Source organism: Candidatus Venteria ishoeyi (assembly GCF_030378065.1).
Taxonomy (GTDB): domain Bacteria; phylum Pseudomonadota; class Gammaproteobacteria; order Beggiatoales; family Beggiatoaceae; genus Venteria; species Venteria ishoeyi.
The window spans coordinates 1-25,249 of record NZ_JAUCGJ010000025.1 but is presented as its reverse complement, the minus strand read 5'-3'; the positions used below and the strand labels follow the sequence as shown (position 1 = coordinate 25,249).

General features: G+C 43.3%; 19 protein-coding genes. 15 read left to right on the top strand and 4 right to left on the bottom strand.

Annotated features, from left to right (window positions below):
- Window positions 1-6: 6 nt before the first annotated feature.
- Entirely contained in the window at window positions 7-1,782 is a 1,776-nt protein-coding gene (locus QUF61_RS10055) for an AAA family ATPase (protein ID WP_289681522.1), read from the bottom strand.
- 322 nt (window positions 1,783-2,104) lie between these two features.
- On the opposite strand from QUF61_RS10055, the gene metF reads away from it, so the two are divergent.
- Genes metF through QUF61_RS10040 form a run of 3 tightly spaced genes read left to right on the top strand, consistent with a single transcriptional unit; the run spans window position 2,105 to window position 4,780 of the window.
- Window positions 2,105-2,953, top strand: coding sequence for a methylenetetrahydrofolate reductase [NAD(P)H] (metF, locus tag QUF61_RS10050; protein WP_289681521.1), 849 nt, complete (start codon window positions 2,105-2,107; stop codon window positions 2,951-2,953).
- An 8-nt stretch (window positions 2,954-2,961) separates the two neighbouring features.
- A complete protein-coding gene (locus tag QUF61_RS10045; RefSeq protein WP_103921954.1) occupies window positions 2,962-4,371 on the top strand; it encodes a sigma-54-dependent transcriptional regulator in 1,410 nt (469 codons plus the stop codon).
- A 16-nt stretch (window positions 4,372-4,387) separates the two neighbouring features.
- Entirely contained in the window at window positions 4,388-4,780 is a 393-nt protein-coding gene (locus tag QUF61_RS10040) for a DUF1622 domain-containing protein (RefSeq protein ID WP_289681520.1), read from the top strand.
- Window positions 4,781-5,074: 294 nt separating this feature from the next.
- Here QUF61_RS10040 and QUF61_RS10035 read toward each other — a convergent pair whose 3' ends face one another.
- Both QUF61_RS10035 and QUF61_RS10030 read right to left on the bottom strand, forming a co-directional pair.
- Window positions 5,075-5,281 carry a cold-shock protein gene (locus QUF61_RS10035; protein WP_103921953.1) on the bottom strand — a complete coding sequence of 69 codons (207 nt, stop codon included), beginning with the start codon at window positions 5,279-5,281 and terminating at the stop codon, window positions 5,075-5,077.
- Window positions 5,282-5,623: 342 nt separating this feature from the next.
- On the bottom strand, window positions 5,624-7,462 hold the full coding sequence (locus QUF61_RS10030) for a polysaccharide biosynthesis protein (RefSeq protein ID WP_289681519.1): 1,839 nt from the start codon (window positions 7,460-7,462) through the stop codon (window positions 5,624-5,626).
- Window positions 7,463-7,707: 245 nt separating this feature from the next.
- On the opposite strand from QUF61_RS10030, the gene QUF61_RS10025 reads away from it, so the two are divergent.
- From QUF61_RS10025 to QUF61_RS09975, 11 genes are all read left to right on the top strand, one after another.
- The gene (locus QUF61_RS10025) at window positions 7,708-8,220 is read left to right on the top strand and encodes a DUF3011 domain-containing protein (RefSeq protein ID WP_103921952.1); all 513 of its coding nucleotides are present in this window, start codon (window positions 7,708-7,710) and stop codon (window positions 8,218-8,220) included.
- Between the two features lie 12 nt (window positions 8,221-8,232).
- The gene (locus QUF61_RS10020; RefSeq protein WP_103921951.1) at window positions 8,233-9,174 is read left to right on the top strand and encodes a TAXI family TRAP transporter solute-binding subunit; all 942 of its coding nucleotides are present in this window, start codon (window positions 8,233-8,235) and stop codon (window positions 9,172-9,174) included.
- A 164-nt stretch (window positions 9,175-9,338) separates the two neighbouring features.
- Entirely contained in the window at window positions 9,339-10,775 is a 1,437-nt protein-coding gene (locus QUF61_RS10015) for a glutamate-cysteine ligase family protein (RefSeq protein WP_103921950.1), read from the top strand.
- Window positions 10,769-11,815, top strand: a complete 1,047-nt coding sequence (locus QUF61_RS10010) for a M14 family metallopeptidase (protein ID WP_103921949.1) — start codon at window positions 10,769-10,771, stop codon at window positions 11,813-11,815. The genes QUF61_RS10015 and QUF61_RS10010 overlap by 7 nt, the downstream gene beginning before the upstream one ends.
- Window positions 11,816-12,145: 330 nt before the next feature.
- Window positions 12,146-13,126, top strand: coding sequence for a UDP-glucose 4-epimerase GalE (galE, locus tag QUF61_RS10005; protein WP_103921948.1), 981 nt, complete (start codon window positions 12,146-12,148; stop codon window positions 13,124-13,126).
- Window positions 13,127-13,453: 327 nt separating this feature from the next.
- Complete coding sequence (locus QUF61_RS10000) at window positions 13,454-14,065, top strand: YfiR family protein (RefSeq protein ID WP_103921947.1); 612 nt, start codon at window positions 13,454-13,456, stop codon at window positions 14,063-14,065.
- On the top strand, window positions 14,065-18,630 hold the full coding sequence (locus QUF61_RS09995) for a sensor histidine kinase, YfiR-like protein-associated (RefSeq protein WP_289681518.1): 4,566 nt from the start codon (window positions 14,065-14,067) through the stop codon (window positions 18,628-18,630). Before QUF61_RS10000 ends, QUF61_RS09995 begins: the two co-directional genes overlap by 1 nt.
- A 138-nt stretch (window positions 18,631-18,768) precedes the next feature.
- Window positions 18,769-19,413, top strand: a complete 645-nt coding sequence (locus QUF61_RS09990) for an MlaC/ttg2D family ABC transporter substrate-binding protein (protein ID WP_289681517.1) — start codon at window positions 18,769-18,771, stop codon at window positions 19,411-19,413.
- Between the two features lie 485 nt (window positions 19,414-19,898).
- Window positions 19,899-20,789, top strand: a complete 891-nt coding sequence (locus QUF61_RS09985; protein ID WP_289681516.1) for a hypothetical protein — start codon at window positions 19,899-19,901, stop codon at window positions 20,787-20,789.
- A gap of 148 nt (window positions 20,790-20,937) precedes the next feature.
- Complete coding sequence (locus tag QUF61_RS09980; RefSeq protein WP_289681515.1) at window positions 20,938-21,771, top strand: hypothetical protein; 834 nt, start codon at window positions 20,938-20,940, stop codon at window positions 21,769-21,771.
- A 522-nt stretch (window positions 21,772-22,293) separates the two neighbouring features.
- A complete protein-coding gene (locus tag QUF61_RS09975) occupies window positions 22,294-24,450 on the top strand; it encodes a TonB-dependent receptor plug domain-containing protein (protein WP_289681513.1) in 2,157 nt (718 codons plus the stop codon).
- Here QUF61_RS09975 and QUF61_RS09970 read toward each other — a convergent pair.
- On the bottom strand, window positions 24,447-24,653 hold the full coding sequence (locus tag QUF61_RS09970; protein WP_289681511.1) for a hypothetical protein: 207 nt from the start codon (window positions 24,651-24,653) through the stop codon (window positions 24,447-24,449). The two genes, QUF61_RS09975 and QUF61_RS09970, sit on opposite strands and share 4 nt — an antisense overlap.
- Window positions 24,654-24,883: 230 nt before the next feature.
- Here QUF61_RS09970 and QUF61_RS09965 point away from each other — a divergent pair, with 230 nt between their 5' ends.
- Complete coding sequence (locus QUF61_RS09965) at window positions 24,884-25,075, top strand: hypothetical protein (RefSeq protein WP_289681509.1); 192 nt, start codon at window positions 24,884-24,886, stop codon at window positions 25,073-25,075.
- The last annotated feature ends 174 nt before the right edge of the window (window positions 25,076-25,249 follow it).

Below are 25,249 nucleotides of genomic sequence, written 5' to 3'. Positions count from 1 at the left end.
CCCGGTTTATAGCCACAACAACCGCTCAAACCCCAGCGCAACCACTGCCGTTGTTTGTAATTTCAACACCGTGCCGTGCCTTTTTTCTATTACCAGGCGGTATTTTTTTAACTGTTTTTTGGCTTGTTCAAAAGCGGTTTTCACCAACGGCAGGGCTTTTAATTGTTCTGTCGTCAATTCCCGCACCTGTTCATTAGACAAAGCCAAATCTGTCAACTTAATAAACTTAAATTCTAATAAATGGTCTAAGATTTCATATTGCCGCGCATCAGGGCGAGCAATTAAGGTCAAATCGGCATAACAGCGTTTTAGTTCCGGTTCAGAATCGACCACATACAGACGGTCATCAAACAACAACATCATAAACGCCGTTTTAACGGCAATTTCCGCTTGCCAGCGGTAATCCCGGTTGCTGAACACGTCAAAACGTGGCTCAATGAAATCACATAAGGGTTGTAAATCACCCTTGAGAAAAAAAATTTCTACCGCTTCCTGATAATCTTCATCATGGACTTTGGGGAGTAATAACTGGCGTAGTTTTTCCACATATAAACTGTGAATCACCAGATTGGGAATGCGTAATTTAAGCTTACCCAGCGCGACCTTGCCATCCATAGTCAACACGCCAAGATAATATAATAATGATGCCAGCTCTTTTTCCCTTTGTTCATGCAACAACATATCTTCTATGCCAAAACGGTCGTGTAATTTCGGCACAGCCAGTGGGCGTGATTCATCCACGGCATTTTCCACCACTTCCGCGCCATGTGGTAATTTGGCAATGTAATTGAGGCGGTTTCTATCCATTGCCAGATTGTGATCCAGCAAATCTTCGGGGTATTCGCAAGTGCGCAACAAATTATCCAGGAAATACAAGGTTAGCGTGGGATTATAAACTTCGCTTTTGTCCTGAGTGCTAAAACAATAACCATTATAAAAATCCTTCATAATTTTGAAGGCTTCTTCATAGCGTTCTTCTGATAATTTGCAGTGTTCAATCACTTGAGATAAAATTTCGCGCACTTCGGTTTCATGAAAACCGCATAAATCATTAAATTCTTGGCGGCGATAAATATTGACCACAATATTGTAACCACTGCTCATATCCGCCAGCACCACAGGCGATACACCCGTAATAAACACCCTGTCCAGGCCATTGCCCGTTGCTGCTGCTTTGATATTTTTGAATACAGTTTTCAGTAATCCTTCACCATGTACCAGGGCTTTATAGCGTTCCGGGTTGTGCATCGTTTGATTGACCTGGCTCATCATCACTTCATTGGCGAAGTTGTCGTATTCATCAATGAAAAGATAGAGTTTGTGCGGGGTTTTTTGTATGGCTTTTAATAAAGAGGCAAAAGAAATCATGGCATCATCGTGAATAGTTACCTTATCAAGATAATCGGCATAATCAGCAACACAGCCAAGAATCCGCTGGTTGATATAGTCATATAATACTTTTTTTTGTTGCTTAGTGCCCTCTTCCGGCAATACAGTAGAAAAATCCCATTTCATCACAAAATATTGGTTGTGTAACGGTGTAGGATTTTCACCGATAAACAAATCACCAAACAGGGTTTCAAACTGTTCCGCTTTTGCCAAATCATAATAATTTGCCAGCATATCCAATAACAGGCTTTTACCAAAGCGGCGCGGGCGCAGAAATAACAACTGCATTCCCGCCTGTTCTATTAAAGGAATGCGGTCAGTGCGGTCAAGATAGTAATAGCTTTCGCTGATTAATTTTTCAAAATCACTGATACCGTAGGGGAATTTAAGCATACTGTTGGTTTCCAGGGGATTTAATGATGCATTATTTTAACAAGTCTAAAAAAAATGACCTGTTTTATTCATTTTTGCCATGCCTGTGGAGCATGGGAATGAGAAAAATTGACAGAATGCAACAAAAGTGTGGCGTATAGATGTTCAGATAAATCGTTTCCAGAAAATGTGCATTTCCGGTCTATTTTCCGTACTCAATCTAGAAATTTAATATCTGAAAATCTATAAGCCGCTTTTTCCGGCATGAAAAGATTAACAGACTAGACGCACAACTGTTAAAATCTGTCAAACCATAATGAAAACCATTGAGAAATCGCTAACAATGAAACCAGACAAGCTTACCCTCAGTTGTGAATTTTTCCCGCCGCGCACCGAGAAAGGCCGGGATAATTTGCGTCAGGCTTATGAACAATTAAAAACTCTGAATCCGGCCTTTTTTTCCGTGACTTTTGGCGCGGGCGGCTCTACCCAGGAAAACACCCTGGATACCGTGGTTGAAATACAGCAGCGCGGTGAATACGATGCTGCGCCGCACCTGTCCTGCATTACCTCGGACAAGGCCATGCTGCGCAACTTGTTGCAGCAATATCAACAACACGGCATACAGCGCATTGTCGCCTTGCGCGGTGACCGCCCTTCCGGCTTTGGCAGTGGCGCTGCTGGTGATCTGGAATATGCCAGTGAGCTGGTACAATTTATCCGCGAGGAAACCGGCGATCATTTTCATATTGAAGTCGCGGCTTATCCTGAGTTTCATCCGCAGGCCACCAGCGCGCAGGCGGATTTGGAATTTTTCCGGCAAAAAGTAGCGGCAGGTGCGGACAGCGCGATTACTCAATATTTTTACAATCCTGATGCTTATGCGCGGTTCTTGGATAACTGCGCTAAAATGGGTATTGATATTCCTATCGTGCCGGGCATTATGCCGATTAGCAATTATCAGCAACTGGCGCGTTTTTCCGATGGCTGCGGTGCAGAAATTCCGCGTTGGCTGCGCTGGCGCTTGCAGGATTTTGGTGATGATCTGGCATCTTTGCAGGCCTATGGCGTTGAGGTGGTCGCCCGATTATGTCAGGATTTACTGGATTTGGGCGCGCCGGGACTGCATTTTTACACCTTAAATAAAGCCGATAGCGTGCTCAATATCGCTAAACAACTGAACCTGCGTTAGGGGCAACCATGCAAAAACCCGCTTTATTACTGATTGATGATGATCTGCTGATCAGCGAATCTCTGGCTTTTATGTTACGCGCCGATTTTGAAGTGCGCATCACTCCAACCCGCGAAGAAGCTCGAAAGCTTTTGCAAAATCTGCCGGTGATGCCTAACTTGGCACTGGTGGACTTAGGACTGCCGCCCGACCCGCACAGCCCGGAAGAAGGCTTTGCAATGGTTTCTGAATTGCTGGCGTTTAACCCTAAAATTAAAATTCTGGTGTTATCAGGGCAGGATTCCCAGAAAAATGTACAACATGCTTTAAGCCTGGGCGCGGTGGATTTTATCCCTAAACCTTGTGATATGGATTTGTTGAAAACCCGGCTTAATCATCAGTGGATGATTTTCAGTGCAGAGCAGCATAAAATCCAGGATAAACAAGAAGAAAAAACCGGTGATTGCGGTTTAATTGGCGAGAGCGACACCATGCAGGTGTTATTTTCCCAGGTGCGCCAGTTTGCTGATTCTCCGTTTCCAGTGCTGGTCATGGGCGAATCAGGTTCTGGCAAGGAACTGGTCGCGCAATGTCTGCACACCCAGAGCGCGCACAATAAAGAATCCTGCATGACCATTAACTGCGCGGCATTCACCCCGGAACTGCTGGATGCGCAATTATTCGGTCATGCCAAAGGTGCTTACACCGGCGCAGGCACGGCGCGTACAGGGTTTTTTGAGGAAGCTGACAAGGGCAGCCTGATTCTGGATGAAATCGGTGAAATGCCGATGGAATTACAATCTAAGTTGTTACGGGTGCTGGAGAACGGCGAATATTACCGCTTGGGTGAAACCCGCGTGCGCAAATCCACCGCCCGCATTATTGCTTCGACTAACCGTGATTTACGCGAAGAAGTGCGCAACGGGCGCTTTCGCAGTGATCTCTATCACCGCCTCAGCGTACTGACCATGCAGGTGCCACCCTTATCAGAGCGCGGTGTAGACAAGAATTTATTATTGGCTTATTTTCAGCAATATTACGCGGACATGGGGGTTAAGTTTCAACTCGATGAAGATGCGCAAGCCTGCTGGCAGTACTATAGTTTTCCGGGTAATGTGCGGGAGTTGCGTAATATCGTGATTCGCCTGGGTGCAAAATATCCCAATCAAATGCTGAATACCACGCAGGTACAGGCCGAATTTGATACTGAGCAAGTGCTGCAATCACAACCGGAACAGGATGTTGACGCACAGATTCTGGAGCAAATTAATGAAGGGGATTTCTCCCTGGATAACACCTTGCAGGAATGGGAGCGGCGTTATATTGATGCGGCGCTGGGCTGCACTGAAGGTAATTTAAGTCAGGCAGCGCGGATGCTGGGCATTAACCGCACTACTTTATACAGTAAAATGCAGCGCTTTAATCGTCTGGATGACTAATAATTTATATCAGGCTATGTCAATCAAAGAAATAGGACTCATTCCCGCACCTCATGCCAGTATACTGGAAGAGACTGTTATCAATGCTGTTGAATGGCTGAAACTGGGTGTCGAAACCTTAGGCGCGTTAGTGATTGCGATGGGTGTTGTCGTTGCCTGTTATGCCTTTATCAAAGCTTTGTGGCGACGTGATAATAGTGATTTTCAGGATGTGCGCTTTACCCTGGCACGTTATCTGGCCTTAGCGCTGGAGTTTCAAATTGGTGCGGATATCCTGGCCACAGCCATCGCGCCCAGTTGGAATCAAATTGGACAATTGGGAGCAATTGCCGTGATTCGTACCTTTCTGAATTTTTTCTTAATGCGTGAGATGGCGGAAGTGCAGCGTAAGCAAGAGCAATCACGGTAGTGCTAACATTGGCGGCAAGCCAGTGCGGTGATATGTTTGTGCCATCGAGTACAAACGAACACCGCGAAGGACTATCAGCCTGACCGCCTTTGTTATCTGCCAGTGCTTAGGAGTGAGAATTTTATAACTTCAGCAACCGGGCTGGTCTTTTGCTCCATTTTCTGCGTTCCGAAAACCGTTACATAGCTTGCTATGCGCCGGTTTTCACGCCTTGAAAATGAATAAAAATCCTGCGCCCAGTTCCTGCACTTATTTCATTCTCACTCCTTAGGCTGGCTGATTTAATGCCTAAAGTCAGACAGCGACTACTTTATTGGCGCATGGTCCTTTTTGACCTTGCCCAACTTCAAATTCTACTTTCTGACCATCATTGAGTGTTGCATAACCACCGCCAGCCTGGATTTCAGAATGATGGACAAATAAATCCTTGCCACCATCATCAGGGGTTATGAAACCAAAACCTTTATCGGCATTAAACCACTTTACTGTACCTGTACTCATTTCTAACTTTTCCTCACTAAACGTAAATTGAATGACTTGCACTGTTTTGCGTTGTTAAGGAATGGCATTATAAAATATTCATTCCTGAAAACGCTTTAATATTTACATACGTAAAACCTGTGATCTGATAGAGACCCCGGTTTTTGGCATATAACGATTAAATTCAACCGCTAAATATCAGCCTCACCACTTTTTGGTGTCGGCTAAAGCGATTGTTATATGCTAATTGTATAACAATCAAGCACAATAGTCTGAATAATTGCTTAATAAGTGCTGATTTAACGATATCAGCATGTCGCATTCAGGCTGAAAAATCACTATTTATGCAGCACTGCCAGCGTTTTAGTCCTGTTCTTGAAACTCCGGCACCAGGGTCTTTAAGCCTGCCCTGAAAGCAGGTATGTCATAGCATTGGCAGGCACTTTCAAAGGCTTTAAATATCTGTTGGAGCTGCTCCCAATCAGCGGCGCGGTGCGCTGCCAGACGGATTTTATGGTGGCTGGTGCGACTCATTTGTTCTTCTTCATCGTGGAACAGTTCTTCGTGTAGTTTCTCGCCGGGGCGCAGGCCGGTGTAGACGATTTTAATATCTTTGTCCGGTTGTTTGCCAGAAAGTCGAATCAGTTGCTCGGCAAGATAGGCAATTTTTACTGGCATTCCCATATCCAGCACAAAAATTTCACCACCGTGTCCCATGGCGCTGGCTTGTAAAATCAGTTGACAGGCTTCGGGAATAGTCATGAAATAGCGGCTGATTTCCGGGTCGGTGACGGTGACCGGGCCGCCCTGGGCAATCTGTTCCCGAAACAGCGGCACCACACTGCCTGCACTGCCCAGTACATTACCAAAACGCACGGTGATAAAACGGGTGTCACTGCGCTTGTTCAGTGCCTGACAATACAGTTCGGAGACACGTTTGCTGGCTCCCATGATGTTGGTGGGATTAACCGCTTTATCCGTGGAAATCATGACAAAGGTTTCGCAACCACTGCACGCGGCAATGTCAGCAAGAATCTGGGTGCCTAAGATATTATTGCGTATGGCTTCGCGAATTTGGCCTTGTAACATAGGCACATGTTTATAGGCGGCAGCGTGGAAAATGATTTCCGGCTGCCAGTTTTGCATGGCGTGTTCCACTGCCACCGGATCGCAGACATCACCCAGACACAAATGCAGTGGAATTGTGGTGTCCAGCGCCAGTAAGCTGCGCTCCACCTGATACAGGTTAAATTCGCTTTGCTCAAACACCACCAGGGCTTTGGGCTGTACCCGCAGTATCTGGCGACAGAGTTCTGAGCCGATAGAGCCGCCACCCCCGGTGACCATTACCACTTTGTCAGCAACCCCGGATTGGATAATGTCCCAGTCCAGTCTGATTTTTTCCCGGCCCAGTAAATCTTCAATGGAAACTTCCTGCAAGGTGGCAAGACTGGCTTTGTGATTGGCCATGTCGCCGATTTTGGGCAGGGTGCGGAAAGTCACCTGGGTTTTTTCGCAGTATTCGACAATGCGCCGCATTTGCATGTCACTGGCGGAAGGCATGGCAATGACAATCAAGTCAATTGCGAGTTTGCGGGTAACGCCAGGCAGGCGCTCAATGCCGGTTAAAACCGGGACGCCATGCAAACGCAGACCGTGCAGGCGGGCTTGATCGTCAAGAAAAGCCACGGGCAGGTATTCCCGATCCCGGCGCATATCGCGCACCAGCATTTCTCCTGAGCGTCCGGCACCGATAATTAAAACCCGCTGGTGGGGTTTGCGTTCCAGTAAAAACTGGATGGATTGCTCGCGCCATAAGCGGTAAAGCAAACGCGGCATACCCAATAAAAAACCCAGCAGTAGCGGATAAATCAGCAGCAGTTTGACTGGTATGTGTTCAGTACCATACATAAAGTACAAAACCAGCACAATCAACAATGTACCCAGTGTGACGGAGCGTATGATATTCCATAAATCCGGCATACTGGCAAAACGCCACAAGCCCTGGTACAAGCCACCCAGCCATAATATCAAGCCCTGCACTAAAAATACGACAGGCAGGGTGTTATGTAATAGACTTAAGTCTTCAATACTGAATTGAAAATTGTGGTAGACAAATAGTGACAGCAGCCAGGCGCACAGCACCATAAAAAGGTCGTGTATCACAATCGCTACGCGGCGAATATCAAAGGTAGGCAGCATCAGGATTTAAGCAACTATTCTGGGTAATGTGAGGTTAATGAGCAATAAGGTAATATCATCTGTAATATCATCTGTGATATTTCTGAACATCTATCTTGTTATTGTAACAAGATTCGCTTGATTCTATTGTGTTAATAAATATCTCTGTTTAGGTTTGCGTTTGCATTCATGCTCATGTTCACGTTTTTGGTGTACAATCTTGCTTTATCTTTTGGTAAATCAGGGCTGGAAGGAGCAAAGGATTGATGAAACTTTTTTATACAAGCCAGATAGCAGGCCGGATACCGGGAATCCTGCTTCTCTTATTTGCTGGCCTGAGTTTTCAGGTACAGGCAGCGATTACAGGTCATGTGCAACGCTGTGAATCAACCCAAAATGATCGCGTTTATTGTATTGCCTATGTCAAAGGTAGTGTCACATTGCAGCGTCAGCTTGGTACCCAGGATTGTATTTATCAGGATAGCTGGGGCTATGATAAGGGGGGAATCTGGGTGGATCGCGGTTGCCGTGCTGAGTTTTTTGTACGTGAAACCCAGACTATTGATGAGGTGCTCACTGAGCCGGAAGATGATGTCAGCGAGTTGATGACCATGACCATTCTTGCCGATGATCTGAAATCCAAACAACCCAATTATTCCAAAGAGGTTGGCAAAAATTTGCATGTGGGCGTGGACTACAATGAAGTGCAGGCAAACCCCAGGCCACAAGCGTGGAATGAACCCAATCGGATTCCCAGTATTTTACGTTTCAACTTTTAGGACATAACCCAAATGAAAACATGGCTGTATGCTTTATTATTGAGCTTAAGTGTTAACGTGCTGGCGCAGAGTCAGAACGAGTTGACGATTGTGACCGGGCGGGAGTCGGGTAGTTATTATAAAATTGCCAAGGATTTGCAAAAATTGCTGGCACCACATCATATTGATCTGAATGTGGTGCCATCCATTGGTTCAGTTGAAAACATCGTAAAAGTGTATGAATTTCCCAGTATTCAACTGGGCATTGCACAACTGGACAGTATGAGTTTTCAGTCTTTGCAGGCCTTGGTACGGCGCATGGGTGTGAGTGGTGAATTGCAGCATATACTGAAAAATATGCAGGTGGTGCTGCCTCTGTATCAAGAGGAAGTACATGTTTTAGCGCAAAAAAATATTAAAAGTTTGCAAGACCTGGCAGGTAAAACTATTGCAATTGGTTCGCGCGCCAGTGGCACTCATGGTACGGCTTTAAATATATTGCATATGTTTGGCGTACAACCGAAAAAGATGATTCCCCTGGATGCCCACCGTGCTATACAGGCAATGTCTCAGGGTAAGCTGGACGCGCTGTTTTATGTCTCAGCAGCGCCTGCGCAATTGCTGCAAAAAAATGTGAATACTGATTCCGGTTTACATTTGCTGGCGATTGATTTAACTAAAGTCAGCGATAGTGCCTTAAAAAGTGTATACAAAACCAAGCAATTGCCAGCCAATACCTATGCCTGGCAAAAGCAGGCGGTGACAATGCTCAGCGTGGGCAGTGTTTTGTTCACTGCCGATACCGGGGAGTGTTCCTTGGTTGGGCAGTTTGCTGGTTTGCTATATAACAACCTGAAAATACTACAGGAAAAAGGTCATCCAAAATGGAAAGAAGTCACTTTTGAACGTGATAAGCTGATTACCAGTGAAGGTTTGTCCCCTTGTGTATTAAACCAGCTTAAGGCGGAGCAATAAGCAAACCTGAAAACCATCTTTTTTATGAGTAAATTGAAATGGATTTCCCGTAGAGGCGTTGAGGCGCAGAGGGTTTGGTTTTAGTTTTTTATCTCTGCGCCCCTGCGAGATTTATAAAATAAGCCTGATACTTATTCTATTTCAGAGGAACAGGGGGCGCTATTTTGGGTCAGGAAATTACCAGTAGCCATTTTAATGCTGCGGATTTTACCGAGTTTTCCCGGCGCTTACAGTTGGAAACTGCGCTTTTGGAAAGCTGGTTTATAGGAAATCGCTTTTCTGATAGCGCACAGAAAGGTGGACTGGAACTGGAAGCCTGGTTAATCGATGCGCATTTCCGTCCCGCGCCGGTCAATCAGGCTTTTCTGCAACAACTCAATAACCCGCTGGTGGTACCGGAGCTTGCCAGCTTTAATGTGGAATTTAACAACCGTCCACAAATACTTGCCGGTGATGGCTTGCGTACTATGTATCAGGCGTTGGCGCAGTGTTGGCAACAAGCGGATGCGGTTGCTGCGAACTTAGACGCGCAGTTGATGATGATTGGCACCTTGCCAACATTGGAGCTGAGTATGCTGACGCTGGCGCAGATGAGTTCAATGGTGCGTTATCGTGCTTTGAATGAGCAGATTTTGCGCCTGCGCGGTGGTGCTGCGTTGGAATTGGATATTCACGGTCAGGAGCATCTGCGGACACAGCATCATGATGTCATGTTGGAGTCAGCGACCACCTCCTTGCAAATTCATCTGAAAGTGGCGATGGCAGATGCTGCTGCTGCATTTAATTTATCAAAAATTATTTCTGCGCCAATGGTCGCGGCTTGCGCGAATTCCCCCTTTTTACTGGGCCATAATCTGTGGGCGGAAACCCGTATTCCCACTTTTGAGCAGGCGGTTTCGGTGGGAGCCTCTGAGTACAGTAAACGGGTCACTTTTGGTATCCGTTATGCCAAGCATTCAATTTTTGAATGTTTTCAGGCCAATTTAAAGCGTTATCCGATATTATTACCCATGTTGGATGATGCGCCGCCTGAACAATTGGCACATTTGTGTTTGCATAATGGTTCAATCTGGCGCTGGACACGACCACTGATTGGTTTTGATGACGATGGCATGCCGCATATTCGCATTGAGCACCGCACCATTCCCGCTGGCCCGTCCATGCTCGACAGTATCGCAAATACGGCCTTCTTTTTTGGTTTGATGTATGGCCTGAGTGAGGGTTTTATGACAAGTGCGCGGGGTTTGGAGTCTGATATTCCTTTTGTCACGGCTCATGCAAACTTTTATAGCGCAGCGCGGGATGGTTTGGATGCGCAATTGGAGTGGCCGCAAGGACAAAAAGTAGGCGTGCGCCAATTACTGCTGGAGGTTTTATTACCACGCGCCAGGGCCGGTCTGGCGTTAATGGACATTGACTCACGGGATATTCGTTTTTTTCTGGATATTATTCAGGCACGGGTGCAATCCGGGCAAAATGGTGCAAATTGGCAACGCCAATGGGTGTTGCGTCATGGCCCTGATCCTGCTGCGCTGGTTGCGGCTTATTTGCAACGCCAACAACAAGGTTCACCTGTGCATGAGTGGGATTTGATATGTTGATTGAACTGGACTATTTACCAAAAGCTTTGCTGGAAATGCCTGCCTCGCAACTGCATAAAATTATTCCACAACCGACTTTGATTCATTTGCAGGGGCGGCATCAGGCCCCTTTATTTGTTTCAGTATTAATGCATGGCAATGAAACCACCGGGTTTCTGGCAATGCAGCAGTTATTAAAACGTTATAGACCGGGGGGTGGTACGCATGAATTACCGCGCTCCTTATCCTTGTTTATCGCTAATGTAAGCGCAGCAAAACAAGGTAAACGCCACCTGGAGGCGCAACCTGATTATAATCGCATCTGGTCAGCGGAAGAACACCCGGATACGCCGGAATATCAGATGACACAAAAAATTATTAAAATCATGTCTGAGCGTCAGGTTTTTGCCAGCGTGGATATTCATAATAATACGGGTTTGAATCCCCATTATGCGTGTATTAATGTCTTGCATCATGATTTTTTTCATTTGGCGACCTTATTCAGTCGCACGGTGGTGTATTTTATTCGTCCAGCCAGTGTACAATCAATGGCTTTTTCCTGTTTGTGTCCTGCGGTGACTTTGGAATGTGGGCAGGCTGGTGAGCCTCATGGCACTGAACATGCTATAGAATATATCGATGCCTGCCTGCATTTATCACATTTTCCCGAACATCCGGTTGCAGAACAGGACATGGAGTTGTTTCATACGGTGGCTACGGTGCGTGTTCCTGAGCATATTGATTTTGCATTTGGTGAGCAAACCACACCCTTGCAATTCTCGCAGGATATGGATCATATGAATTTTCGGGAATTGTCAGCGGGTACAGTATTTGGTCAGTTGGCACCTTTTGCGGCATTATCACAAATACCTTTGCAAGTTATTAATGAAGCGGGGCAGGATGCAACGGCGCAGTATTTTATGCTTAAGCACAATGCAATACAGTTACGTTGCCCGGTGATGCCTGCCATGTTGACGACAGATACTGATATTATTCGTCAGGATTGCTTGTGTTATTTAATGGAGCGTAAAGCCTATCACCAACCCCTGGCAGGCCATTAATTAAGGAAGGGGCATTTTATAACGCCAGTTCCTGTATTTATTTCATCCTCACTCCTTATTTCATCCTCTGAATTTAATCGAATTCACAGTTTTATATTGTATGAATAAAACAGATTGAAGTATGATGTTGGACTTTGGATAAATTGACTCGTGATGACGATAAGTTTAAGTTATTGACACAACTTTGTTGGAGAAGAGGCTTAAAATATATCCAAAGTCCAATATATAGACCTAATTGGCTTTAATTTTGGATTTATTACAAAGCATATCAATATAATAGGCTGAAAATAAAGTTCTTAAAGAAGAACTGTCTGTCAAGGGGGTTATTCAATGCAGGAAATTCTGGTGGTTGGAGGAGCCGGTTATATTGGCTCGCATATGGTGAAGATGTTACTGGCTGCCGGGTATGCTGTAGTGACTTTGGATAACCTGTGTGGCGGCTATCGTGATGCGGTGCTTGGTGGTGAGTTTGTACAGGCTGACCTGGCTGATCGTGCTGCTTTGGAAATGCTTTTTCAGCAACATGATTTTGCGGGTGTTATGCATTTTGCCTCTTTCATTCAAGTCGGGGAGTCAGTATCCCATCCGGGAAAATATTATCAGAATAATCTGGCGAATACTTTGAATCTGCTGGATGTTATGCTGGCGCATGAAGTAAAGTCTTTTATTTTTTCTTCAACGGCTGCCATTTTCGGTGAGCCACAGTATGTGCCTGTGGATGAAAAACATCCCAAACAAGCAATTAATCCCTATGGCCTGAGTAAGTGGATGGTTGAGCAGGTGTTGGCGGATTATGAAAAGGCTTATCAACTGAAATCCATTTGTCTGCGTTATTTTAATGCCGCAGGTGCCGATCCTGATGGTGAGTTAGGAGAACGCCATGTGCCGGAAACGCATTTAATACCTTTGGTGTTGCAGGCAGCTTCCGGGCGGCGTTCGCATATCAATGTGTATGGTAATGATTATGATACGCCTGATGGTACGTGCATTCGTGATTATATTCATGTCACCGACTTGTGTCAGGCACATTTGCTGGCATTGCAACAATTGCTGTCAGGACAGCCGGGAGGGGCGTATAATCTTGGTAATGGCAGTGGTTTTTCAGTGCAGGAAGTAATTGATGCGGCGCGTATTGTCACCGGTAACAATATCCCGGTTGTGATAGAACAACGGCGCTCAGGTGATCCTGCACGTCTGGTTGCAAATGCTAAGGCCAGCCAGCAGCGCTTTGGCTGGAATCCTCAGTATCACCAACTGGAAACAATGCTGACTCATGCCTGGCAGTGGGAGCAAAGCTTTTTTGCTGAATAGATGCTTTAGTTGTCCTTGAAGCGAGAATAAAATAAGTTTCTGAAGTTATAAAATTCTCACTCATAAGGAACGAGGATGAAATAAGAACCAAAACCAGGTGCAGGATTTTTGTTCATTTTCAAGGCATGAAAACAGGCGCATAGCAAGTTATGTAACTGTTTTCATAACGCAGAAAATGGAGAAAAAGGCCAGCTTGGTTTCGGGAATTATAAAATCCTTGTTCCTAAGACACTTAGGGCAGATAGAATAAAGCACAGTTAGTATATTAAGCTGTTGCATATATTTCTTTTTAAATTATATAGATAGAATTATTTCGATTATTAAATAATGAATGTATTTATTTCCTTTTTATTAGCAACCTTCTGTTGCAGATTGCAGCGTCAAACGGCTTTGATATTTTTTATCGGTTTCTGTTGTTATGTTCCGGCAAGTAATGCAACAGCCGCTGATGAATATGCCATTAAAGCCGCTTTCCTTTATAAATTAGCCTTATTTATTCATTGGCCGAATGAGATTTTTCCAGCAACAGGTGAGAAATTTAAGATTTGTCTACTGGGTAAAGATCCTTTTGGAGAAATTATTGATAATACGACTAAGACTGTGAATATTAAAGGCTCACCTTTATTGATAGAACGTTTTACTGAAGATGTACTGAATAAAACCCCGCCTGAAAAACTCAAGCAATGTCATATTCTGTTTATTAAATTGAAATACTTAAAAACCACTGAGGGCATACTTTCCTCCATAGGGGAGCACTCAATATTAACCGTCAGTGAAGATGATGGTTTTATGTCCGTGGGCGGCATGATTCAATTTTATACTCAGGATACCCGTATTCGTTTACGCATTAATCGTAATGAATTGGAAAGTGCAAAATTGAAACCGGAAGCAACCTTATTGAGTCTAGCAACTATCTGTACCCGTGAGCAGTGTGAGTAATGAGTAGAATTCGCCGTTTGTTTGCTGATTTATCCGTCAAACGTAAACTGGTACTGATTATTATGTTCAGTAATGCCATTGCATTGGTGGCTTCTTTTTCCTTTCTTACCTTTAATGAAATTCACAGCTTGCGTCAGGCAATGGTCAGGGATTTATCCGTGCTGGCCAAGGTCATCATGCTCAATTCAACGGCATCGCTCAGTTTTAATGCCAAAGAGTCCGCAGTTAAAACCTTATCCGCTTTATCGGCAGAACCCAATATTATTGGTGCGGTTATTTACGATAAAAACGGGGAATTATTTGCCACTTATCAGAAAAATCAAAATATTGATTTTACCGTTCCCCAAATCTCACCCGTTGGACATTACTTCTCTTCAGAACATCTTGATTTATTTAAGGATATTGATTTATATGGGGAGCGGGTGGGTAGTATTTTTATTCGTTCGGATTTAGATCCCATTTATACGCTACTGAAAAATTTTGCATTAACCATTACTTTAATTTTATTTGTGACCGTTTTACTTAGCTTGCTGGTGTCTTCTAATTTGCAAGCCTTGTTCTCGCGGCCTATTTTGCATCTGGTGGAAACGGCAAAAGCAGTCACGGAAAAAAATGATTATAGCATTCGCGCCAGTCGTTACGGTAAGGATGAAATTGGTTCATTGGTGAATGCGTTTAATACCATGTTAGCCCAGATTCAGGATCGGGATCGTATGTTGGCGCAACATCGGGGGCATCTGGAAGAACAGGTTGAAAAACGCACACATGAGTTGTCGGCTGCAAACAACATGCTGGAATCCAGTATTGAGGATTTACAGCAAGCCAAAGAAGTTGCTGAAGCGGCTAATCGTACTAAAAGTGAGTTTCTTGCCAATATGAGTCACGAAATTCGTACCCCGATGAATGCGGTGATCGGTATGACGGGTTTGCTGCTGGAGACTGATTTAGACAGTGAGCAACGTGACTTTGTTGAGACGGTGCATAATAGCAGTGATACCTTATTAATTTTAATTAACGATATTCTGGATTTTTCTAAAATTGATGCCGGTAAACTGGAGTTGGAGGAGAACCCTTTTCATCTTCGGGAATGCATGGAATCTGCGCTGGATATTGTAACACCCAAGGTGACAGAAAAATCACTGGAACTGGCAATGCTGATTGAGCCAGATGTACCGTCCATGTTAATTGGCGATATTACCCGTTTGCGTCAAATTCTGGTTAATCTGCTCAGCAATGCCGTTAAATTTACCAGTTATGGAGAAATTCTGTTAATTGCTTCATTGAAGCAGCAACACGGCGATAAACTGGAAGTTCAGTTTGTTATTAAAGATACCGGTATTGGTATTCCGCAAGAAGGTATTGAACGCCTGTTTCGTGCTTTTACTCAGGTGGATGCTTCAATTACCCGGCGTTATGGCGGCACCGGTCTGGGTTTAGCTATTAGTCATCATCTGAGCGCATTAATGGGCGGCAAAATGTGGGTGGAAAGTGAATTTGGGCAGGGTTCCAGTTTCTATTTCACAATTGTGGCACAAGCTGATAGCAGCCTGGAAGATAAGCTCGAATCCAGCGGTCATGATGCACTGAAAGGTAAGCGTATCTTGGTTGTAGATGACAATGCCGCTAACCGCCGGATATTGTTTTTGCAATTACAATCCTGGGGTATTTATCCAGAAACTGTGGTGTCTGCGCAGGAGGCTATGGACAGGCTCGGTAGCTTGCCTGGTTTTGATCTGGCCATTTTAGATATGCAAATGCCCGAAGTTGATGGTTTAACCTTGGCAAAAAATATCCATGCCTCAGCTAAAATTCAAAACTTACCATTAATCTTGTTGACCTCTCTGGGACAGAAGGCAGATAAAACAACTGCTCACCTGTTTAATGCTTATTTAACCAAACCGGTGAAAGCCTCGCATCTTTTTGAGGTGTTGACAACCGTTCTTCAAAAATGCCTTATATCTACTGAAACCACTGTCAGTTCAGGGGCTAAGCACTTGCCTAAAGTTACTGACAAGCAGGATGGTAATACTAAACCTGCACCGGATACCGGGGTAGATAAGTTGGATACAGACGAACAGCCTCACGCTCTGCGCCTGTTGTTAGTTGAAGATAATCTGACTAATCAGAAAGTTGCAAAACTTTTATTAAAACGTCTGGGGTATCAGGCAGATGTTGCAGATAATGGCGTGCGTGCTTTAGAAGCACTGGAGCAACAGGCTTATGATGCAATTTTGATGGATATACAAATGCCGGAAATGGATGGCCTGGAGGCCTCGCGGCAAATCAATCAACGTATGCCTGATGCCAGACAGCGACCTTATATTATTGCAATGACCGCGCACGCCATTCAGGGTTATAAAGAAAAATGCCTACAGGCGGGCATGGATGATTATGTTACCAAACCAATACGGCGTGACGCCCTGGCGGCAGCCTTGCAGCGTGTTGTTCAGTTGAAACGTCCCGAGTTGTCCGAGGCCTTTGTGCCAGCTAAACCTGCGTTGCATTCAAAGCCTAGTCGCGTAAGTACGGCTGAAAATAAGGAAAATACGCCAATCACAACAGATCCTGCTGTGCTGACAGCAGCCGTATTACAAAGTACTGAAGAGTTAACCGGGGGGGATCGTGAGATTCTTGAGGAGCTGATAACAACCTTTTTACAATCTTCTCAGCAGTTGCTCGAAGAAATTCAACAAGCAGAACAACAGCAGGATGCCGTGTTACTGAATCGGGCGGCACACAGTCTGAAATCATCCAGTGCAAGCCTGGGAGGTAGTGCGCTGAGCGCGCTTTGTCTGTATCTTGAAAAACAAGGTAAAGCCGGTAATGTGCAAGGCAATCATCAGCAAATTAAACAATTACAGCAAGAGTATGCTGTGCTTGAACAAGTATTAAATTCATTAAGTCAACAAAATAGTCCCCAGAGTACAGCGCCAGAAGTTCAGGCAAAACCAGAAAAAGCGCAGGATGAAAGCGTGATTATTCAGCTTGAGCAGACCATTCAGGATAATATCCGTATGCAGCTTGGGGTTGATGAAGCTGACATTATTCAGGATTTAATTAAAACTTACCTGGAAACGGGAACTCAGTTATTACAAGAAATTCGCTTGGGTGTTGAAACCAAGCAATCGGAGTCATTACGTCGGGCGGCACATACGCTGAAATCAAGTAGCGCCAATTTGGGTGCGGAAAACCTTGCAGTTTATTGTCAACAAATGGAAAAAGCCGGACAGCAAGCCGAACTGGAAACGATGCAGCAGTTGTTGCCAGTGCTGGAAAAGCATTATCAACAAACCGCACAAGCCTTGTTAAATATTCAGAAAAAAATATCAGCAGAAAGCTCAGCTCATGGTGCAAATGATATCGCCGTTCCTGTTGAAACACCGCTTGAAACCCTTGAGACACCCTCGGTTACTAAAATCGATATACCTGCAATTGGAGCACCCGCAATTGGAGTACCCGCAATTGGAACAATGGCTGAGCAGCATGAATCACGCATTTTAATTGTTGATGATCAGGCTTATGATGCCATGCTGGTTAAGAATTATTTAGATGAAGCCGGTTTTGCATCGATTGTCGCCACTAACGGTAAAGAGGCCTTGCAATGTCTGGAAGATTACAAGCCTCAGATAGTTTTATCCGATGTTTTGATGCCGGAAATGGATGGTTTTGAATTGTGTCGTCAGATTAAAGCCTTGCCAGATTATCAATTAATGCCCGTGGTGCTGGTGACTTCGTTGGAAGGGCGGGATGATCGCATTAATGGTATTGATGCAGGTGCAGATGAGTTTCTTTCCAAACCGATTAATCGTGAAGAACTACTGGCAAGGGTGCGTTCACTATTACGCTATCAGCAGGTACGTAAAATACTGCATCAAAATCAGCAAGAACGCTTTAAGCTGATGTTTAAGCGTTATATGTCACCCGCCGTAGTGGATGAGGTGATGAATCACCCGGAAAAAGCGGAACATGCACTAAACGACAGACAAAACCGTCAAAATGCAGTGGTTTTATTTGCAGATTTACGCAGTTTCACTGCCATGTCAGAATCACTTAAACCCAATCAAGTGGTGCAGTTGCTTAATGAGTTTTTTTCCATACTCACTGAAGTTGCCTATCATTATGACGGTACAATTTTTAACATGGCCGGGGATTGTCTGTTGATTGGTTTTGGTGTGCCTTTTCCCATGACTGATGCAACAGATCGCGCACTGCAAGCGGCGCTGGATATGCAACAAGCTTTTTATAAGGCCTCCGAGGGCTGGAAGGCGATTTATTCAGGAGATATCGGTTTAGGCATTGGAATTAATAAAGGTGAAATGATCGTTGGCAATGTGGGTTCCCCGAATTACATGAATTATACGGTGATTGGTGATACGGTTAATGTTGCAGCAAGGCTTACCGGCCTGGCAGGCAAAGGGGAAATTATTTTATCCAAAGCAGTGCATGAAAGTATGCGCAGTTTGTCTGAAGCCCTGCCTATTGATATCATGGAGCCTGTTGCCCTAAAAGGTAAAACGAATCCGCAGCAGTTGTATAAAGTGCGTTATCATGCTGTTAGTCATTGAATGGCTTTGCTACCAAGGTTGTGATTTGTTTTTATAAAACGCCTATTATCCACAGGTTACACAATTTCCTGGGCTACTCTAAAATGAGACGATGTCATGCCCATTATTTATTATTCTGAAACTAATAAGGTTATTTCGATGATTAAAGTAATAAAGACTTTTTTCTCTACTGTATTGTTTGGTACGCTGTTTTTTATGTACTCAAGTCAGGCCGCTGAACAGAAAAAATCAGCTGACCCGCAATCTTTGGTTAACGAAACGGTTGAGCATTTGCTGATTACCTTGCGTAATAAGCGTAGCCAGATTGAAAAACATCCCGATCAGATTTATAACCTGGTAGAAGCGATTGTCTTACCACATTTTGATTTTGACCGCATGTCAAAATTAGTGCTGGCTAAACATTGGAAAGCAGCCACTGAAGGCCAGAAACAGCGTTTTATTGAGCAGTTTCGTGCTTTGATTGTACGTACCTATGCCTTGTCATTGTTAGATTACACAGATGAAAAAGTTCGTTATCTGCCGATACGTGGAGAGTTGAAAAAACGTAAAGTGACAGTACGTACCGAAGTCATTAAACCCGGTGGCGGCAAAGCCTTACCGATTGAATACAATATGTATTTACCCGCTGATGCCTGGAAAGTTTATGACGTTAAAGTCGATGGTGTCAGTCTGGTATTAAACTACCGCAAAACCTATCATTCTAAAATCAAACAATTGGGCCTGGATGTTTTAATTGAAGAAATGTCACAAAAAAGTAACGAATCAATGCAGCCGCAGTCTTAAAAAATAATGGCAATACTGGTTATTGAGATAACAACCGGGCGGCACTTTGCCTTTAAACCATTTACGCCCTTGCCGCCCTCGTTCCTAAATGCCGCATAAGGCCAACAACCTTATAAAAATGATTGGCATAATGTTGTATGCCATCTATCCAGTTATTTTGCTTAATTTCCAGGCGTTGCAAGATAGGCTGAATATGCGTGGGAATCGCGCTATGCTTGTTGTTACGGATTCAAGGAATGATGGAATAAAACAGTAAGAAAGGGTAGCGTCCTGGGCTGTCGAAAAACGGGCTTTTCATGAAATTCACACATCCCACTTTTTGGCTTTTGGATAAAGCTCGTAAACCAGCTAAATACTGGGGTTCATGTAATCGCAACATCCAAAAAGTAGAAATGTATTTTTGTTTCAAAAGGGTAGATTTCGACAGCCTAATAGCATCCCCTTTTTAATGTCGCACGTTGGTGTCAACATGATTGGAGACACGCATGTCAAAGATTTTAAGTATCTTACTTCTTATTATATTTACTACAGGCTTGCAGGCGCACAGTGGCAGAATCAGTGAATCTGGATGTCATAATTCTGAAAGTGTGAGCGGCGGATATACTCATTGCCACCCATCAGCCAAGCATATTCCACAAAGTCAGGCGACCATTGCTGCGCTCAGGTCAAATACCCGTATTCAGTTTCAGGCGGAAACGCGGGATCATAAAATATTTGATATTGAACTATACCGGGAATTCCATAACCGCCAAGCGGTCTCCATGATTAAGATTGATGCCGGGAACAACATACTGTTTCTGTGTGGTTCAAGCTTTACTCTGCAACAAAACAACCAAACCTTTGAACTGTCATTGCGTAACCAGAATACCTGCCGTGATACGTGCAGCCTGTTTTCCGGTTCAGCCGTATTCGTTGTGGATAGTCTTGACGACCTTTTATTTGATACCACCCAAAGTTTTACCTTAACGCATATGGGGTATAACCAGACCCCAATGACGCTGCCAGCTATCACCGGCAGTTCGGCCTGGATGTCGGATGTCTGCAAGGCAACGCTGAAAACACCCTCAATCGATCCTGATTTGAATATGCATGTGCCTTATGCAGTGTATTGGGGGGATAGTGGTGCACCGGGTGCAATTTGGTTGAAGCTGGATTTTGTGGATGATATTGCAACGATGGGAACGAAGCTTAGTATTATTAAGTACCTTGATAAAGAAGCTGATTTAGCGATTACTCAATATCTTGAGCAATATTTTGATGCAAACAAACCTGAAGCAAAGCCTGGGGATAATCAGGGTTATTATCTTATCCCAAAGAAAGAAATAGAACGTGGTATTTTTTTCAGGCTGAAAGAATTTGGGGCTTATACCGAATAAGTGAAATTGAATTAACCCGTAAGGTAGATAAGCGATAGCGCCAGTGTGCCATTTTGGCACTACATGCGGCGCATGACGCTGGAGCTTATGCGCCCTACCGTGCTTTTTCTTAGCCCATTAGCCTTCAAAAGGAAAATTGGAAGTTCAGATGAAAAAATTCATTTTACAAAATCTTTGGTGGGTAACTTTTTTGTTGGCAATCACATTACTCGGTATGCATAGTTTTAAATTTACTGCGATTAGTGTCGATTCCACCTCTATCTTACTTTTAATAATTATCCTTATAAGTCCTTTTATTGCCTCTATCCGGAAGATTAAATATGGGGACTTTGAAGCAGAGATTGATCCCAAGGAAGTCCAAAAGATTAAGTCTGATATTGAAAAAATTTCAGAATCTAAAGATGACGAAGAAGAGTCTAGACCTGAAATTTATGCTGCAACAGACTCTATTCGTGAGCTGGCAGAGTCAGATCCAGTTATTGCACTAGCAAAAATACGAATTGAACTGGAAAAGGTACTCAAAAAATTAGTGAGAGTTTCTGGAATTGAAATTAAAAGACCCACTATAGGAATGCTTGTTCGCTCACTTTCAAGCCATGAAATAGTATCTCCAAACATGGGGAAATCTCTTTCCGAAGTCATTAGCATTTGCAATCGTGCAATACATGGCGAGGCAATTTCAGAAGACAGTGCCAATACAATTGTGTCACTCGGAATAGATCTGCTTGAAGATATTTATTGGAGTGTTCAAGAGCAAATTACTTCGGGCACAATTGTTAGTGAAGAAGTTATATCTAATGCTGAGTCAGATAGCTATTATGACAATAAACATTACCGTTTAATCACTGTAATTCCACTCGTGGAAAACCCGAAAAAGATAATTCGAGAGCTAACTCAGGAACAACTGGACGAGCTTTTAGAAGGGTATCATGAGTATGCAGAATTTATAGTTGAACTTGTGGAAATACCAAAAAATGGCTAACAATAAAATTTTTCCTCATTATCTTGCCAGTCGGGGTATGCACATAAGCCAAAAAAACAGGCCGGTCGGGTTTTGAAAACCCGACCGGAACGTTTCAACCAAGCCAAATGTTAGGGTCTGGGTTATAAACCCAGACTCGAAACGTAGATATTACCAAGCTGTAGCTTAGTAATAAGATAAAAATAAAATGACACAATTACTTGAACGTGCATTTGATGAAGCATCCTAATTACCGGATTTGCAACAGAATATGATTGCCAAAAGGAATGATGGAGAAAAATAGCAAGATCAATAATTTTTCTGAAATTAACTCATTACTTATCAATGACTTAAAAATTCAGTTTTTTAAAAAACTGAGTTCTCAGACAACCTTCTCAAGCAGCCTTCTAAAACACTTCCTTTTTCTTTTCCCTTGGGAGTCGTTATATGTATTAATTTTATATAAAAATGATCATAAATGTTACATAATATTAAACACTCAACTAAATATTTTCATAAAAATTAATGCGGGTCTCGATTCTCATGTTAAAACCCAAAGAATTGGCTTTATTGTTAGTATCAGCATTTTTAATTCCCATGCCCTTACGGGCTGATACTAAAGTGATGGGGGTAGAAGACTTAGTGTTGCTATCACTTGAAGAACTGCTAAATGTTCAAATATCCACCCCATCAAAAAGTAATAGCAATTTTCAAAATGCACCGGGGGTGGTGTCTTTAATTACCCGCAGAGACATTGATAATATGGGGGCGCGCAGTCTGGCGGATGTCCTTAACAATGTGCCAGGGTTTACGGTTGGGCGCAGCATGTGGCTGGGTCATCATTTGACACTGCATACACGGGGCACTTTTACCCTGTCTGCCGATAATATACTTTTTCTCTTAAATGGTCAGCGTTTAAATGATGCCCTGACGGGCAGCGCCTTTACCTTTATTTCTGATTACCCCCTTGATAATGTCAAACAGATAGAAGTCATTCGCGGGCCTGGCAGTGCCTTATATGGTGCCAATGCTTTTATGGGCGTGATTAATATCATTACCATGACGGGCAAAGATTATAAGAAAAGTACCCGGATTTCTGCACGTAAAGGCGATAACAATGCCACTTATGTGCAAGCAGAGTATGGCAAAAAAATCAGTGACGATCTGAATATCGCCTTACATGGCAGCTTTTCTGATTTTGATAATACCGATCTGAGCCAAAAACCCTACAGTATTATTAACCGGCAAACCGGTACTTCCCGCACCATTAATAATCCGGTGAATGCTGAAGCCAGTCGCTCATACAACTTGGGTGGGCGTATTCAATACCAGGAATTTGATTTTGATATGGGCTATCAGGCTTCGCAATATTGGAATACCTGGTCTTCCGGTAGCGTGCCATCAATGACGAGCAAGGATTTTCGGAATCAGTTTAATGCGTCCCTGTTTCATACCGGGCTTAAATATAACAAGTCGCTGTCTAACAGCTTATCTGTTAAAGCATCAGGTTCTTACGTTTCGCACTGGTCGGAAACAAAATTAAAATATTGGACCTGGCCTATTGTATTTGGTGAGGTACTTGAATCTGAGCATCTTGCCAAGGGAGACTTTGCTTACCTGGAATATAAAACAGATACCTTAAACCTGGAAGCTTCGCTGGAATGGAAGCCATTGGCTGATCATGTCATCATTGCTGGATTAAGTTTTGAAAAAGACAGTTTAGATGAATCTGTTGATAAAACAGGAATGCATGATGCTGATGGTGATGGTTTTCAGGATACTATACTCGATAGTTATGTACCTGCCGGTAAAAATGTGATTCCAGCAAGCTCAAGGAAGGTCTACGCCATTTTTGGGCAGCATACCTGGGATATATCGGATAGGGTGCGTATGACCACCGGCATTCGCATGGATGACTATAGTGACTTTGGAAAAACGACAAATCCAAGAATTGCACTAATTTTCAAACCCTCAGAAAAACTGAGTATCAAGGCCTTAGTCGGCAGAGCATTTCGCGCGCCGGCAATGACCGATCTGCACGCAATCAGGGACAGCACGGTGGATTTCCTGCCTAATCCAGAGCTTGACCCGGAAACGGTACTCACATACGAATTACAATTCCAATATAAACCGACAAAAAGCCTTTTACTGTCCTCATCTTTCTTTAAGTTTAATATTGATGACATTATCCGGCGCGTTTCCACCCAAAACCCAGACAAGCCAGGGCAGTTCACAGTTACCAACAGTGGCGAGCGAACATCAGAAGGCGTGGAGCTTGAATTAAATTATCGGCCCACCAATGAATCGTTTTCTTTGTTTGCAAACTACAGTTATGTGGATGCAACAGAAGTTCTGGCTGGTATCAGAACCCAAACGGAAGGTATTGCGCGGCAGAGTTTTAATTTTGGCGTTAATGTTGATTTGTTTAATAAACTAACAGTCAATGTGAATGGTAATGTCCGTACTGACTGGACAGCGCAAACCTCCACCCCGATGTTTGGTGCATTTAAACCACCCACTTACACTATCTTAAATACACGTCTGGCGCTTAGAAATGTGGTACCGGATGTTGTATTTACCTTTGACGTGTTTAACCTGCTGGATTCCAAGCAGTATTTCCCCATCCTGCAAAGTTTTGCCCCGACAGGTTTGGCGTTTAATGGTCGCCAGTTTTTACTGGGTGTTAAGTACGAATACTAGTTTCTATTTTTAGCATCTTTTACCAAAACATCAGCAAATGGTGTTCTGACACGGTGGTTGCCTGCGGGTACATCTTCATCGGCAATGGTGCAGGGTTTAAATTTGGGCGTGAGTGCTGATGAGGTTTTGGCTGCGGGTTTTGCGCTAAAAGGCATAGGCTCTGCGGGTCTGGTTTTAGCAACGGGTTTGCTTGTATGTTCCATTATGCGACTTTGCAGAGTCAGAAAATTTGAAGGAGAAAAATTTGAAGGTATCCATATTTTAAACTCATTAAAAACATGGATGTCTGTAAATTCTTTTTTTTTCATTTTTTTGCTTTCCGAAGCAGGAAAAATTCGATAAAATGCTTAATGTTAGCATTGGTTTGAGAAAAAGTTAAGAATTTTCTTCTTTACTTTTTTATTTTTGTTGTAATTTTTTTGGAGAAATAAATATGCGTAAAATATTTATTAGTTTAATTAGCTTTTTCTTAGCAACAAATGTAAATGCACTTAGCATAGATAATAATAATGTAGAAAGTGGGTATATAAAATTATTTAGTAGTATAAAAATTTTCCAGACATCCAAAATTTTCATGAAAGAAAAATTTGAAGGTATCCATATTTTAAACTCATTAAAAACATGAATGTCTGTAAATTCAGCTGTAAATTCCTATATTTAAACGTTATATTGCTGTTTAATAAAGTTAATTATTTAATTTTTTTGAATTTACGTCACGGATTCAGGTTGATTTAATCATTTGGGACAATTTTTTAAGTTTAAACTGGTCTTATGTTTTGGTTTTTTTATACATTAATTT